Here is a 15,089-nt window from a genome sequence, read left to right on the forward strand (position 1 = left end):
TGGGAATGCCGGACGGCGGGTCACCGTCCGAGCAGGCGCAGTGCGGTGGGCTTGGTGAACTCGTAGCGGGTCATCTGCTCGAGGTCGCGCAGCCAGCGGGCGGGGCCGGGCGGGGCTGCCAGCACTTCGAGGTAGAGCTGTTCGAAGGCGCTGGTGACGCTGTCGAGCGAGAACCGGCCGACCACCCATTCGCGTCCCCAGCGGCCGAGTTCGGTGCGGCGGCCGGGGTCGTCGAGGAGGCTGCGGAGCTGTTCGGCGAGCGGCCCGGGGTCGCGGCTGCCGTCGCCGAAGCCGTACATGCAGCGGGAGGCGTGCGGTTCGACGAGCGGGCCGGGTTCGTGGACGGCGGTGTAGCCGGCGGCGCCGTGGACGACGACGGGCTTGGCGAAGGCCAGGCCGCGGAGGGCGGAGCCGCCCATGCCGAGGACGATGTCGGCGGCGTCGTAGGCGGGCCGGGGGTCGGCCATCTGGCCCGGGACGAGGACGGCTTCGCGTCCGAGAGCGGCGTTGGCCTCGGCGGCGCGGGCGCGCAGCCGCTCCAGGCTGGGGCCGGCGCCGACGACGGCGAGGCGGACCCGGGGGTCGTCGAGCCTGCGGACGGCGTCGACGGTGAGTTCGGCGCCGGCGTCCTTCTCCAGGTCGGGCACCAGGCGGGTGACGATGGCGAGGAGCAACTCCTCGTCCCCAATGCCGTGTTCGCGGCGCCAGGCGGCGCCGTCGACCTGGCCGGGGGCGTCGGTGCCGGTGTTGACGGGCGGTTCGACGAGGCGGACGTCGCGGTGGCCGAAGGCCCTGCCGTCGCCGACGAGGGCGCCGAGACCGAGGACGAGCGGCTGGTGCCTGGGCATGCCGCGCAGCATGCGGATGCCGTAGAAGGTGGTGACGACGGGGATCCGGCCGAGCCGACCGGGCCCGAAGAAGCCGTTGCGGGCGGCCCGTACCTCCCAGGCGTGGATCAGTTCGCTGCCGTGTTCGTCCGCCAGCTTCTGCATCCTGCGGCGGACCTCGGCGTGCGGAGTGTCCGGGCCGCCGGCCACCACGACGTCGAGGCCGTGGCCGGCGGCGACCCCGACCAGGGGTGCGTCGCCGGCGACGCCCTGGGCGAAGAGCACCGGGTGATGGCCGCGGTCGCGCATGGTGCGGGCGATGTCCACGGCGTTGAGCTGGGCGCCGCCGAGGGCGAGGTTGTTGAGGTGCACGAGCACCCGGACGGGTCTCACCGCGGTCACTCCTCCCAGTGGTGCGGGACGAAGACCGGCGCGGCCAGCACCACGGCGCGCGGCGGGGTGTCCAGCATGGGGCCGAACACGTCGAACTGTCCGACGGAGTGCCAGCTCATCAGGGTGCCGCCGTCGGTCTTGCCGATGGAGTAGACGCCCGCCCAGAGGGTGTAGCGGCCGCGGGGCAGCGGGAGGCGGGGTATCACGCAGGCGACGTGGTGGTCGTCGCCGGTGAGCCGGATCTCGTGGCTGATCTGGAAGATCGGGCTGGAGGTGCCCTCGCTGACGCCGAGGTGCAGGGTGGCGTCGCCGCGGTAGTCGCCGCCGAGGGTGAGTTCGACGGTCATCGGCTCGTCGGTGACGAGGTTCTCGCGGTCTTCGCCGGTGACCTCGTACTTGAGCAGTTGGAGCGGCTCGCCGGTGCGGGCGGAGGCCTCGGACTGGGCCTCGATGGAGTCGCGGTACCCGGCGAGGGCGTCCTTGATCCCGGCGTCGACCCGGACGGTGCCCTGCTCCAGCCAGACGCCGCGGCGGCAGATGGACTGGACGGCGGGCAGGTCGTGGGAGACGAAGACGATGGTGGTGCCCTGCTCGGCGACCTCTCGCATCCGGTCCAGGCAGCGCTGCTGGAAGACGGCGTCGCCGACGGCGAGCACCTCGTCGACCAGCAGGACGTGCGGCTCCAGGTAGGCGGCGACGGCGAAGCCGAGGCGCATCTGCATGCCGGAGGAGTAGAACTTGACCTGCCGGTCGATGGCGCCGCCGAGGCGGGCGAACTCGACGATGTCGTCGAAGCGGGACGCGACTTCGCGGCGCTTGAGGCCGAGCAGCGCGCCGAACAGGTAGACGTTCTCCCGGCCGGTGAGGTCCGGGTGGATGCCGGCCCGGATCTCGATCAGGGCGCCGATCCGGCCGCGGACGTCGATGATGCCGCCGTACGGGTACATCACCCGGGTCAGCATCTTCAGCAGGGTGGACTTGCCGGAGCCGTTGGAGCCGATCAGGCCGACAGACTCGCCGGGTTCGATGTGCAGGTTGATGTCGCGCAGCGCCCAGCGCCAGTCCTCGCCGCGGCCGCCGCGCAGCCGGCGGGCCATCGACTCGACCTTGTCGCGCAGCAGCATCCGCTGCTGGTCGGCCTTGAAGCGCTTCCAGACGTGCTCGGTGCGGATGGTGCCCAGCTCGTACTCACGCGACATCGGCGATCCCCGTTTCCAGCTTCTTGAAGAACAGGTAGCCGCCGACCAGGAAGACCAGCGAGGACACCGCGGCGATGACGGTGAGGCGGGCGTCGGGGGCCTGGCCGTACAGCAGGGCGCGGCGGTAGCCCTCGATGACGGCGCCGAGCGGGTTGACGCCGCAGTAGATCTCCTGCATCCGGGCGGGGATCCGGGCCAGCGGGTACGCGACCGGGGTCGCGAAGACGCCCATCTGCGTGATGATCGGCAGCAGGTGGCGGACGTCGCGCAGGTACACCACCGCGACGGAGAGGATCAGCGCCACGCCGTAGGTGAAGGCGAACTGGATCGCGAGCAGCGGCAGCACCCACAGGGCGGTCGCGGCCGGGGCCGTCCAGGTGGCCAGGAAGAGCACGCCGAGCACGCCGACGCCGATCAGCATGTCGACGGAGGCGACCAGCATGGTGGCCAGCGGGAAGACCTCGCGCGGGCAGTACACCTTGTTGAGCAGGCTGAGGTTGTTGGCGAGGCTCAGCGCGCCCTGGTTCATGGTGTTGCTGAAGAACTGCCAGACGATCAGGCCGACGTAGGCGAACAGCGGGTAGGACACCCCGCCGGTGTCGATCTTCACGGCCCGGTGGAAGACCAGGGTGAAGATGGCGCACAGCGCGAGCGGGGTGAGCACCGCCCAGGCGAAGCCGAGGACGGCCTGCTTGTAGCGGGCGCGCAGGTCGCGTTCGGCGAGGGCGCGGACGAGTTCGCGGGCGGCCCAGAGTTCGCGGGCGGTCTGCGCCGGGCGCAGCCGACGTTTGAAGACCAGCTCCGGCGGCGGTCCTTCGGGCACGGCCGGCCGGACCGCCGTCTCCGTCCCGCCCCCGTCGACGACCTGCGTGCTGTGTCCCCCCACGGGCCCCCGCCCTCTCGCATGTGGATGCCGGTGGGCCGCAGCTCAGCGGAGGTGCGGCCCGGGCGTCCACTCTGGCACAAGGTGTGCGCGCCAGGGGCTTGTTCGGTGAAGGTGGGACGGGTCGGCGGCAGGGGGCTCAGCGGTGCTCGACGAGGCCGTCCATGGCGTCCGGCATCCGCTCGACACCGCCCGCGCCGGTCGGGGACGTCCGGCCGGAGCCGATCAGCACGGTCGGGATCTCGGTGATGCGGTTCCGGACGAGCTGCTCGGGGGCGTCGGCGACCAGGCGGTCCACCTCGGCGGAGCGGTACGCGGCCCGGAAGGCGGCGGTGTCCACGCCCTGGGTGAGCGCCCAGGCCTCGGCACCGGACTCGGTGGCGAGGTCGGCGCGGCGCTCGCGGACGGCCCGGAACGCCGCGGCCTGCAGCCGGTCGACCTCTCCGAGCCTCTCCAGCGTGTAGTACAGCCGGGCGTGGCCGAGTTGGCGCTGCTCGTCGGGGCCGCCGGGCCAGACGGCGGGGACGCGGCGCAGCAGGACGTCCGCGCTGTGCCGGGCGGCCCAGCGCTCCAGCGGCTCCTCGAACAGGGCGCAGTGCTTGCAGCCGTACCAGAAGAACTCCACGGCCTCCTGGTGCTGGGCCGCGGTGCGCTGCGGGTGGCCCGGGTGCAGGGCGTGGGCGCCGTCCCGCGGGGTGTCGGGGGCGGCGGCCGCGGCGGTGCCCGGGGCGAGGCCGGCGGTGAGGGCGAGCAGGGCGGTGGCGGTGCGCAGCAGCTTCACGGGCGCCAGCCTGGCAGTGGCGTCGCGTCATGATCCAGCCGGTGCGGGGCGGTCGGGGACGGATTCGCCCGATCGGCCGAGTGCAGGGCTTCCCCGTAGGGCGCGGGGCCCACCCATAGGGGCGCGGGGAACTGCGCAGGCCGGGAGTGGCCGTCAATACGGTTCGGGCCGGGCCCTGGTCCGTACGGCAGCCCGCATCCGGATTGCGCAGTTCCCCGCGCCCCTGAACCGATCACGCCTCCGGTGCCGGCGGGTCCGCGGGTGCGGCGGCCTGGTGGGGCACGGCGGGTGTCGCCGCGGCGGCTGCGGCCTTGGCGGCGCCGGCGTCGAAGAAGCGCAGCAGCTCGACCGGGAAGGGCAGCACCAGGGTGGAGTTCTTCTCGGCGGCGACCTCGACGACGGTCTGCAGCAGGCGCAGCTGCAGGGCGGCCGGGGTGGCGTCCATGACGGTGGCGGCCTCGGCGAGCTTGGCGGCGGCCTGGAACTCGCCGTCGGCGGTGATGATGCGGGCGCGGCGCTCGCGGTCGGCCTCCGCCTGGCGGGCCATCGAGCGCTTCATCGAGTCGGGCAGCGCGACGTCCTTGATCTCGACCCGGTCGATGTGCACGCCCCAGCCCACCGCCGGGCTCTCCAGCATGAGTTCGAGGCCGCGGTGGAGGCCCTCGCGGCCGGAGAGCAGGTCGTCGAGCTCGCTCTTGCCGATGATGGAGCGCAGCGAGGTCTGGGCGACCTGGGACATGGCGAACATGTAGTTCTGCACGTCGACGGTGGCGCGGATCGGCTCGACGACCCGGAAGTAGACCACGGCGTCGACCCGGACGGAGACGTTGTCGCGGGTGATGCCCTCCTGCGCGGGCACCGGCATGGTGATGACCTGGACGTTGACCTTGCGCATCCGGTCGACGACCGGGATGAGCAGGGTGGGGCCGGGGCCGCGGACCTGCCCGCGGACCTGGCCGAGCCGGAAGACCACGCCGCGCTCGTACTGCTGGACCACCCGGACGCCGGTGATCAGCCAGAGCAGGCCCACTCCGACGATGATCGCGAGTACCGCCACCGCACACCCCCCGCCGCGGCACAGCCGGGCCGGGTCCGGGGTGGCCCTGTCGCGCGGGTGCGAGCCGCGGAGCACAGTATGCGCCCGGCCGCCCGTGGCGGACAGGCAGTTGCAGGTGAACGGTCGCGCCCCTGAAGTGCCCGCCCGAGCACCTCGTTTCAGCGGCGGGCGGTTTCGGTGAGGAGTTGTTGCCAGGCGTCGGTGACGACGGCGAGGTCGAAGCGGGCGAGGGCGTGGCGGCGGGCGGCGGCGCCGAGTGCGCCGTGGGCGTCGGCGAGCAGCTTCTCGGCGGCGACGGCGAGGGCGGCGGCGTCGCCGGGCGGGACGAGGGTGCCGGTGACGCCGTCCAGGACGACGTCGCGGACCCAGCCGACGTCGGTGGCGACGGCGGGCAGGCCAGCCAGGGCGGCTTCGATCAGCACGCCGGGCACGCCTTCGCTGTCGCTGGTGAGCAGCAGGGCGTCGGCGGCCCGGTAGAGCGGTGCTGGGTCGGCGAGGGTGCCGAGGAAGGTGGCCCGGCCGGTGGTGTCGCGGGCGGCGGTGGCGGCGCGCAGCGGGCCGTCGCCGGCCAGGGCGAGGTGGACGCCGGGGATCTTGGCCAGGGCGTCGATCGCGAGGTCGGGGCGCTTCTCCCCGGCGAGGGCGCCGACCCAGGCGAGCAGCGGCCCGTCGGCGGGCAGGCCGAGGGCGGCGCGGGCGGCGCGCCGGTCGTCCGGGTCGGCGGCGGGCGGGTAGCGGTCGGCGGCGCGGCCGTTGGGGATGGTGCGCACCGTACGGGCGGGGAGCCGGAAGTGGTCGAGGAGGACGGTGCGGGCGCCGTCGGAGATGGCGGCGACGGCGGCGGCGCGGCGCAGCAGGAGGCCGGTGCGCAGGCGGCGGGCGGGGGTGGCCGTCCAGTGCCGGGGGTCGCCGATGTTGACGTAGACGAAGGGGGTGCGGGTGCCGAGCAGGGCGGCGGCGCAGGCCGGGAGGGTGGAGGAGCCGTGGGCGACGACGACGTCGGCGCGGCGGGCGGCGGCGCGCAGGGCCCGCAGGGTGGCCGGGTGGTAGCGGGTGGCGCCGAGCGGGGGCGCGTCCCGGGTGTCGGGCGCGTCGGGGTGCGGCTGGAGGGAGCGCAGTTCGGAGCGGTGGCCGCGGCGCAGCAGTTCGGCGTGCAGGTCGCGGGCGAGGTTCTGCGCGCCGCGCCGCCGCGGGTCGGTGACCAGGTGCAGGACGGCGGGCTGCGCTGACTCGGCGGCTGGCATGCCCCGACCCTGGCACAGCCCGCCCGCGCCGCGCAGGTGGTTGCCGGGATCGGGGCGGGCGGGCCGGCGGGGTGCGCGGGGTGCGGGCCGCGCGGGCCCTCCTGCCGGATTTCCTGGCGGAGGCGGGCCGGGGCTGGGATGCTGAGCGCCTGTCAGTGCGCGGGACGGGCGGGAGACCTGCCGCGCCGGGGTTCCCGGGGGGTCGCTGCTGTGCATGTGCTCTATGTGATCGACAGCCTGCACCGGATCGGCGGTGCCGAGCAGGGGCTGGCGGCGATGGCGCCGCACCTGGTGCGCTCGGGGGTGCGGTTGGACGTCGCGTACCTGAAGGAGTCGCCGGACGGGTTCCAGCCGCAGCTGGTGGCGGCGGGGGCGCGGGTGTTCGGGGTGCACCGGGCGGGGCGGGCGGGGACGGCGGCGGGGCTGCGCCGGCTGGTCCGCGAGCACCGGCCGGACCTGGTGCACACGACGCTGTACGAGTCGGACGTGCTGGGCCGGGCGGCGGCGCTGGCGGCGGGGACGCCGGTGGTGTCGAGCCTGGTGAACTCCTCGTACGGGCCGGAGCACCTGCACGCGCGGGGGCTGTCGCCGTGGAAGGTGCGGGCGGCGCAGGCGGTGGATGCGGCGACCGCCCAGGGCACCCGCCGGTTCCATGCGCTGACCCGGCACGTCGCCTCGTCGATGGCGCGGCGGCTGCGGGTGTCGCCGGACCGGATCGACGTGGTGCCGCGCGGGCGCGACCCGGAGCTGCTGGGTTCGGTGACGCCGGAGCGGCGGGCCGCGGTGCGGGTGGCGCTGGGGCTGGCGGAGGACACCCCGGTGGTGCTGGCCGCGGCCCGGCAGCAGTACCAGAAGGGCCTGGACGTGCTGGTGGAGGCGTTCGCGCAGGTGCGCCGGCAGGTGCCGGAGGCGGTGCTGCTGCTGGCGGGCAGCCCGGGGACGGAGACGGCGCGGCTGGAGGAGCTGGCGGGCCGGGCAGGGCAGGTGCGTTTCCTGGGGCCGCGCGGCGACGTGTACGACCTGATGGCCGCGGCGGACGCCTTCGCGGTGCCCTCCCGGTGGGAGGGGCTGGGCAGCGCGGCGATGGAGGCGATGGGCGTCGGGGTGCCGCTGGTGTGCGCGGACGTGCCGGCGCTGCGGGAGACGGTCGGCTCGGAGGACTACGCGCTGCTGGTGCCGCCGGAGCGGCCGGCCGAGCTGGCCGGGGCGCTGGTGTCGGCGCTGGACGACACGGCGGCGGCCCGGGTGCGGGTGAAGGCGGCGCGGGCGCGGTTCCTGGCCTCGTTCACCCTGTCGCAGGTGTCCGCGCAGATGGTCGGCTTCTACGAGCGGTCGCTGCGCCGGGCGCCGGCGAGGGGCTGATTCGCACGGCGGGTTGACGCACCGTCAAACTCGGACAATCCAGCCGGAACCATTGCAGGGCGTGCGGGAGCGCCGAAATGCGCCCTGCCGAGAATCGTCAAAGCGCTTGCGCCGCAGGTCCGCGACGGCAAGCATCGCAGGGGGGAAGCGGGCAGCCGGGGGGCACGGCGATCCGCGCGAGGCATCCGGGCCGGGGCGGCCGGGTGGGCGACGCCGTCAGGGGGCCTGATGTCACTTCGACAGCCACGATGCGCCGGCCTGCCGCCGGGCACCCGCCGACCGGATGCGTTACCGGCCGCCACCTGACCGCGCACCCCGGGGCTCCCGGGGCCGTCCCGTCCAGCCTCACCGCACCCGGCGCCACCGGGGTCCGCCGACGACGCGGCCCGACCTGTCCGCCGCGTGCCCGCACCACGATCGCGAGGGGAACCAACCGGTGGAACCGGCAAACCACTTCACCGTCCTGCGGCGCTACTGGCGGCTGCTGGTCGGCTGCACCGTCGCGGCGCTGATCATCGGCTTCCTGCTCACCCCGGCGGGCGACGCCGTGGACGACGGCAAGTGGCAGTGCAAGGTCGCGATCACACCGGTCGCCGGCGCCGGCGAGTCCGTCCGCGCCGACCAGGTGCTCAGCTACGCGCAGGGCTCGGACGTGACCACGACCGCCGCCAAGAAGCTCGGGATGACCGACGTGGCCGCCCTCGCCGCCCGCCGGACGGTCACCGCGGCCTCCACCCAGATGCTGGTCTTCACCACCACCGGGCCGACCCAGCAGACCTGCACCGACCTCGCGGCGGCGCTCTCCGAGGCCACCATCAACGGCTACAGCCAGGAGTCGAAGAAGAGCGCCGACGAGTCGATCAAGCGGCTCCGGGCGCAGGCCGACAGCCAGCAGGATCAGGTCAACAGCCTCCAGCACGCCTTCACCAAGGCCGGCGCCGCCGACCAGCCGAAGCTCCAGCCGCAGCTGACCGCCGCCCTGAACGCGCTCACCAAGACCCTCACCGACATCAGCACCCTGCAGAACTACAGCCAGACCGACGCCATCCAGCAGTGGGGCAGCATCGACGCCAAGGAGGCCGGCGGCAGCCTGCTCACCTCCCCCAGCCGCGGCGTGCGGCTCTCGCTGGCGGTCGTCCTCGGCCTGTCGCTCGGCGTGGTCGCCGCGCTGATGCTCAGCCGGATGGACACCCGGCTGCGCACCCGCAACGCCACCGAGGAGGCCTTCAACCTGCCGGTCATCGGCGAGATCCCGCAGCTCGGCCGGCGGCTGCGGCGGCTGCGCGAGCCGCTGGTGGTGGCCCGCCCCTCCGACCCGGCCGCCGAGGCGTACCGCTCGCTGCGCTCCACCCTGCTGCTGACCGGCCCCGAGTCGCTCTCCGGCCGGCCCGGCCAGGAGCGCACCGGGACGGCCAGGAAGGCCCGCACCGGCCCGGCGCCGGTGGTCCTGGTGATGTCCGGGCGCAGCGGTGACGGCCGCACCACCACCGTCGCCAACCTGGCCGCGGCGCTCGCCGAGACCGGCCGCGCGGTGCTGGTCCTCGACTGCGACTTCCGCCACCCGCAGGCCCACCTGCACTTCGGTGTCGGCGACGGCCCGGGCATGGCCGAACTCCTCAGCGGCGAGCGGCTGCCCGCCCTGGACGACCTGATCCGGGAGACCGGGGTGGACGGCGTCCGCCTGATCACCGGCGGCAACACCACCGCCTACCCGGCGGCGCTGGTGCTGCGGGCCGGCGAGGTGCTGCGCCGGGCCAGGGAGCACGCCGACGTGGTGCTCATCGACACCTCGCCGCTGCTGCACGCCAACGACGCCTACGACCTGGTCCAGCACTCCGACGCGGTGCTGGTGACGGCGCTGGCCGGGAACGTGACGCCGGAGCAGGCCGACCGGGTCTCCGAGCTGCTGGCCCGGACCGGTGTGCCGGTGGCCGGCGTGGCGCTGCTCGGCACCATCGGCCCGTCCGGGCGGCGGCTGAAGCGGGACGGGCTGCGCACCGGCGCGCTGCTGATCGGCCGCACCGGCGGCCCGTCCGCCCGCGCGGCGGCCGAGCGGCCCGCGCCCGCGCCGGTGCCGGCGCCCGCCGAGGAGCCGGCCGCACCGGCGGCTGCGGAGCGTGCGCCGCGGCCCGACCCGGCGGTCGCCGAGGAGCACCACCGGGCGGCGCCCAGCTGGGCCCGCCGCCCCGCCGAGTCGGTCGCGGAGACCACCCTCCAGCTGCGCGAAATCGAGGACCGGTGAGCGGCCGGCGGCGGGTGCTCTGGCTTGCCAAGGGGCTCGGCCGGGGCGGCGCCGAACAGCTGCTGCTCAACTGCGCCCGGCACGCCGACACCGAGCGGTACGAGATCGAGGTCGCGTACGTGCTGCCGTACAAGGACGCCCTGGTGCCGGCGCTGGAGGCGGCCGGGGTGCGGGTGCACTGCCTGGGCGGGGCGCCGGGAGCGCTCTGGCCGGTGCGGCTGCGGCGGCTGCTCTCCGAGCGGCGCTACGACCTGGTGCACTCGCACATGCCGATCCCCGCGGTGGCGGCCCGGCTCGCCGCGTTCGGGCCGCGGGCGCCGCGGCTGGTGCACACCGAGCACAACGTCTGGGAGCGCTACCGGACGGCGACCCGCTGGGCCAATGCGCTGACGTACCGGCGCAACGACGCGGTGGTCGCGGTCTCGCACGCGGTGGCGGCCACCATCGCCCGGCGCCGCCCGGCCGAGGGCTGGGTGACGGTGGTGCACCACGGCCCGGACCTCGCCGGCGCGCCCGAGGGGCCGGCCGCCCGGGCCGCCGCGCGCACCGAACTCGGCCTGCCGCAGGACGCGCTGGTGGTGGGCACGGTCGGCAACCTGACCGCCAAGAAGGACCAGGCCGGCCTGCTCGCCGCCTTCGACCTGCTGCGCCGCGAGCACCCGTCGGCGGCCCTGGTGCTGATCGGCGCCGGCCCGCTGGAGGCGGAGCTGCGGGCGGGGGCCGGGGCGGGGGTGGTGTTCGCCGGATCCCGGCCGGACGTGCCCGCGCTGCTGCCCGCACTGGACGTGTTCACCCTGAGCTCCCGCCAGGAGGGCCTGCCGGTCGCCCTGATGGAGGCGATGACCAGCGGCCTGCCCTCGGTGGTGACCCGGGTGGGCGGCATGCCGGAGGTGCTGGACGACGGCGAGCAGGGCCTGCTGGTGCCGCCCGGCGACCCGGCGGCGCTGGCCGCGGCGCTCGGCCGGCTGGCCGCCGACGAGGGGCTGCGCGAGCGCCTCGGCAAGGCGGCCCGGGAGCGGTCCCGCGGCTTCGACGTGGCCGGGGCGCAGCGCGCGATCGAGCAGGTGTACGCCCGGGTGCTGGCCCGCTGACCGGGGTGGCGGCCGGCCCGCCGGGCCGGGCGAGCGAGACGACATGGAGCCGAAGACCCAGATGACCGCATCAAGCGCCGGGCTGACGTACCGTCCGCTGAGGGACGCCGACACGCCCGCCGTGCTGGATCTGCTGACCGCCTCGCTGGCGGGCGGGCCGACCGGTACGCGCAGTGCCGAGTTCTTCGAGTGGAAGCACCGGCAGAATCCGTTCGGCTCCAGCCCCGGGCTGGTGGCCGAGCACGCGGACGGGCGCCTCGCCGGGGTGCGGCTGTTCCTGCGGTGGCAGTGGCAGTCGGGCGGCCGGGCGGTGCCCGCCGTCCGCCCGGTGGACACCGCCACCCACCCGGACTTCCAGGGCCGCGGGATCTTCCGGGACCTCACGCTGCGGCTGCTGGAGGAGGTCTCGGCGGAGGCCGAGCTGGTCTTCAACACCCCGAACGGCAACAGCCTGCCGGGCTATCTGAAAATGGGCTGGCAGGAGCTCGGCCGGGTGCCGATCGCCGTCCGGGTGGCGCGGCCCGCCGCGTTCGCCCTGGGGGTGCGGGCGGCGCTGGCGCGGCGCTCCGGCGGCGGCGAACGGCCGCTCGTCTGCGCGCTGCCGACCGCCGCCGAGTGGTTCGCGGGGCCGCGCACCGGCCTGGACGAGCTGCTGCGGGAGCGGGCCGCCGCCGACGTCACCGACACCCGCCTGGCGGTGCGCCGCACCGCGGACTTCCTGCGCTGGCGGTACGGCGACGCCCCGGGCCTGGACTACCGGGTGGTCACCTGCCACCGCGGCGGCGAGCTCGCCGGGCTGGCCGTCGGCCGGCCGCGCCGGCGCGGGCCGCTGCACGAGTTCACGCTGGCCGACGTGATCGTCCGTCCGGGCGACCGGGGCAGTGCGGCCCGGCTGCTGCGGGAGGCCGCCCGGGCGGGCTGCGACCACGTGGCCGGGCACCTGGCGGCCGGCACGGAGGCGGCCGCCGCCGCCCGGCGGGCCGGGTACCTGACCGTGCCGCGCACCGGCATGGTGCTGGCCGCGCGGTCCCCGTCCGGCCCGCTCGCGGCGGCCCGCACCCCCGCGGACTGGCGGTTCAACCTGGGCGATCTGGAGGTCTTCTGATGGCGGCTCCGGCCGCGGCGGCGGCCCGCCTGCTGCCCGGCCGGACGGCGCTGGCCGCCTTGTCGCGGCGGGTGCCGTGGTCGTCGGCGGTCGCGGGCGGCCTGGTGATCGGCTACGTGACGGTGTTCGTCCTGGCCATGGTGCACACCGGCTACGACACCTGGGGGGCGCTGCTGGTGCTGCCCGCGCTGATGGCGATCGGCACGCCGATCCTGGCGCGGGTGGCGGCGGCCAACCCGGAGAAGGACGTCTTCCGGCTGCTGATGCTGGCGATGGCGCTGAAGCTGCTGTGCGCCTTCCCGCGGTACCTGATGGCCTTCGTGCTGTACGGCGGCGCGGCCGACGCCAAGATGTACCACCAGCGGGGCACCGAGCTGGCACTGTTCCTGGGCAGCCACAACCCGCTGTCCGGCACGTTCCACTACGACCTGGGGATGAAGGTCGCTGGCACCGGCTTCGTCATCATCGTGACCGGCGTGGTGTACGCGATCACCGGGCCTTCGCTGGTCGGCGGGTTCCTGGTGTTCTCCTGGTTCGGCTTCTGGGGCCTGCTGCTGTTCTGGCGGGCGCTGCAGATCGCCTTCCCGGAGGCGGACTCCCGGCGGTACGCCAAGCTGGTGTTCTTCCTGCCGTCGCTGCTGTTCTGGCCGTCCAGCATCGGTAAGGACGCCTGGATGATGTTCTGCCTGGGCCTGACCACCTACGGGGTGGCGCGGCTGCTGGACCGCCGGTTCGGCGCGTTCCTCTGCATCGCGCTGGGCTCGCTGGGCACGGCGATGGTCCGCCCGCACGTGACGGTGCTGGCCGGCGCGGGCCTGACGGTGGCGTACGTGCTGCGGCGGCGGCCGCAGCAGGTGAGCGCGCTCGGCCCGCTGCGGACGATCCTGACCGTCGCGGTGCTGGGCGTGATGGTGATGCTGATGCTGCAGCAGGTGTCCACGTTCTTCGGGACGAGCGGCACCGGCGGCGACAGCGTCAACCAGGTGCTGTCGGAGACCTCGCGGCGGACCTCGCAGGGCGGGTCGGTGATCAACCAGGGGGCGGCGGACGAGGAGTCGCCACAGGTCAGCCTGAATCCCGCCGGTCTCCCGGTGGCCGTGATCAGCGTGCTGTTCCGGCCGTTCCCGTTCGAGGCGTCGAACGTCCAGAACCTCGTGCAGTCCGTGGAGTGCTTCGCGCTGATGGTGCTGTTCATCCGCAGCTGGCCTCGGCTGAGCCAGGTGCCGCGGTGGTTCCTGCGGCGCTCGTACATCGCCTTCACGCTGGTCTACTCGCTGTTGTTCTGCTGGGCCTTCTCGACCATCAACAACATGGGCATCCTGTCGCGCGAACGCGTGCAGGTGCTGCCGCTGGTGCTGGTGCTGCTCGCCGTGCCGCGGCCCGACGGGGACCGCCCGAAGGCCCGCGCGCACTCCCGGCCGCCGCTGTGGCGGGTGCAGCCCGGGCAGTGGGGCGGGCGGACGGGCGCCGCGGCGCAGGAAGCCCCGGTCCGCACCGGCGGTCCGGACGCACCACCTCCACCCGGCACTGCGCCGACGGCCGGCAGCGCGCCGGCACCCGGCGGACGGCCGGCATCCGGCACCACATCGACCCAGGGGGGATCGACCCGACCATGACGACCACCGACCTCGACACGCCCGCCGCCCTCGGCGGCACCCCCGCCTTCCCCGACGGCCTGCCACTGACCCGCGTCAAGGTGCCGCACAGCGAGGAGGCGCTGGCCAGGATCGCCGCCGTGCTGGAGAGCGGGCAGCTCACCAACGGCCGGACGGTCGCCGAACTCGAGGAACGCGCCGCCGAACTGCTCGGCGTGCAGCACGTGGTGGCGGTGTCCAACTGCACGGCCGGCCTGATGCTGGTGCTGCAGGCCGCCGGGGTGGGCGGCGGGCGGCCGGTGCTGATGCCCGGCTTCACCTTCTCGGCGACCGCGCACGCCGCGCACTGGGCGGGCGGCACCCCGCTGTTCGCCGAGGCCCGCGAGCAGGACATCACCCTCGACCCGGAGGACGCCGAGGCCCGGCTGAAGGCCGCCGACCGGCCGGCCGCGCTGATGGCCACCCACGTCTACGGCACGCCCTGCCAGGTGGAGCGGCTGCAACAGGTCGCCGACGCGGCCGGAATGCCGCTGGTCTACGACGCCGCGCACGGCTTCGGCAGCGCCCGCGGCGGGGTGCCGATCGGCGGCTTCGGGCTGGCCGAGGTGTTCTCGATGAGCCCGACGAAGGTCGCGGTGGCCGGTGAGGGCGGCCTGGTCGCCACCCGGGACGCCTCGCTCGCCGCAACCCTGCGCACCGCCCGCGACTACGGCAACCCGGGCGACTACGACACGCTGTTCCCGGGCCTGAACGCGCGGATGAGCGAGCTGCACGCGGCGGTCGGCCTGGCCTCGCTGACCGGGCTGCCAGAGCGGGTGGCGCACCGCGGGGCGCTGGTGGAGGTGTTCGCGGCCGCCGTTGCCGGGCTGCCGGGCCTGCGGCTCGCCCTGCCGGAGCCGGGCGACACCTCGACCTTCAAGGACCTCACGCTGATCGTGGACGACGCCGCCTTCGGGCTCGGTGCGGCGCAGCTGGGCCGGGCGCTGAAGGCCGAGGGCGTGGACAGCCGCCGCTACTTCCACCCGCCGGTGCACCGGCAGAAGGCCTATGCGCACCTGGGGCAGGCGAAGGCGCTGCCGCTGACCGACCGGCTGGCCGACTCGGTGCTCACGGTGCCGCTGTGGTCGCACATGGACGCGGACGCGGTGCGCCGGGTCGCGGGTGCGGTGGTGAAGGTCCAGGCGCAGGCCGGGCGGCTGCGGGAGGCGGGTGTCTGACCCGGGGAGCCGGCGGAGGCCTTCGAGCCTCCGTGCGGCGCTGTGGGCGCCTGCAGTACGACGACTGGGCGGAACGGGTGACGGCGGTTGGAC

General features: G+C 75.1%; 12 protein-coding genes. 6 read left to right on the forward strand and 6 right to left on the reverse strand.

The annotated features are described in order from the left end of the window. Positions 1–20: 20 nt before the first annotated feature. The 6 genes from AB0M03_RS27795 to AB0M03_RS27820 form a co-directional block, all read right to left on the reverse strand. Complete coding sequence (locus tag AB0M03_RS27795) at positions 21–1,220, reverse strand: glycosyltransferase (RefSeq protein WP_363495695.1); 1,200 nt, start codon at positions 1,218–1,220, stop codon at positions 21–23. A 5-nt stretch (positions 1,221–1,225) separates the two neighbouring features. After that, positions 1,226–2,419 (reverse strand): ABC transporter ATP-binding protein, encoded by a 1,194-nt coding sequence (locus tag AB0M03_RS27800; RefSeq protein WP_363495698.1) that lies wholly within the window; start codon positions 2,417–2,419, stop codon positions 1,226–1,228. Continuing rightward, entirely contained in the window at positions 2,409–3,305 is an 897-nt protein-coding gene (locus AB0M03_RS27805) for an ABC transporter permease (protein ID WP_363495701.1), read from the reverse strand. Before AB0M03_RS27805 ends, AB0M03_RS27800 begins: the two co-directional genes overlap by 11 nt. Before the next feature lie 136 nt (positions 3,306–3,441). Continuing rightward, positions 3,442–4,083, reverse strand: coding sequence for a thiol:disulfide interchange protein DsbA/DsbL (locus AB0M03_RS27810; RefSeq protein WP_363495704.1), 642 nt, complete (start codon positions 4,081–4,083; stop codon positions 3,442–3,444). Positions 4,084–4,315: 232 nt separating this feature from the next. Next, on the reverse strand, positions 4,316–5,140 hold the full coding sequence (locus AB0M03_RS27815) for an SPFH domain-containing protein (protein WP_363495707.1): 825 nt from the start codon (positions 5,138–5,140) through the stop codon (positions 4,316–4,318). A 158-nt stretch (positions 5,141–5,298) separates the two neighbouring features. Then, positions 5,299–6,384, reverse strand: a complete 1,086-nt coding sequence (locus tag AB0M03_RS27820; protein ID WP_363495709.1) for a glycosyltransferase — start codon at positions 6,382–6,384, stop codon at positions 5,299–5,301. 225 nt (positions 6,385–6,609) lie between these two features. Here AB0M03_RS27820 and AB0M03_RS27825 point away from each other — a divergent pair, with 225 nt between their 5' ends. From AB0M03_RS27825 to AB0M03_RS27850, 6 genes are all read left to right on the forward strand, one after another. Beyond that, complete coding sequence (locus AB0M03_RS27825; RefSeq protein WP_363495712.1) at positions 6,610–7,746, forward strand: glycosyltransferase family 4 protein; 1,137 nt, start codon at positions 6,610–6,612, stop codon at positions 7,744–7,746. A 436-nt stretch (positions 7,747–8,182) separates the two neighbouring features. Continuing rightward, on the forward strand, positions 8,183–9,988 hold the full coding sequence (locus AB0M03_RS27830; RefSeq protein WP_363495715.1) for an AAA family ATPase: 1,806 nt from the start codon (positions 8,183–8,185) through the stop codon (positions 9,986–9,988). Next, positions 9,985–11,079 (forward strand): glycosyltransferase, encoded by a 1,095-nt coding sequence (locus AB0M03_RS27835; RefSeq protein WP_363495718.1) that lies wholly within the window; start codon positions 9,985–9,987, stop codon positions 11,077–11,079. Before AB0M03_RS27830 ends, AB0M03_RS27835 begins: the two co-directional genes overlap by 4 nt. A 61-nt stretch (positions 11,080–11,140) precedes the next feature. Continuing rightward, positions 11,141–12,184 carry a GNAT family N-acetyltransferase gene (locus tag AB0M03_RS27840; RefSeq protein WP_363495721.1) on the forward strand — a complete coding sequence of 348 codons (1,044 nt, stop codon included), beginning with the start codon at positions 11,141–11,143 and terminating at the stop codon, positions 12,182–12,184. Next, entirely contained in the window at positions 12,184–13,800 is a 1,617-nt protein-coding gene (locus AB0M03_RS27845) for a hypothetical protein (protein ID WP_363495724.1), read from the forward strand. Before AB0M03_RS27840 ends, AB0M03_RS27845 begins: the two co-directional genes overlap by 1 nt. Beyond that, positions 13,797–14,996: a DegT/DnrJ/EryC1/StrS family aminotransferase gene (locus tag AB0M03_RS27850; protein WP_363495727.1), complete on the forward strand. Its 1,200-nt coding sequence runs from the start codon at positions 13,797–13,799 to the stop codon at positions 14,994–14,996. Before AB0M03_RS27845 ends, AB0M03_RS27850 begins: the two co-directional genes overlap by 4 nt. Positions 14,997–15,089 lie beyond the last annotated feature (93 nt).

It is taken from the genome of Kitasatospora sp. NPDC051914, assembly GCF_040680995.1.
In the GTDB taxonomy this organism is placed as follows: domain Bacteria; phylum Actinomycetota; class Actinomycetes; order Streptomycetales; family Streptomycetaceae; genus Kitasatospora.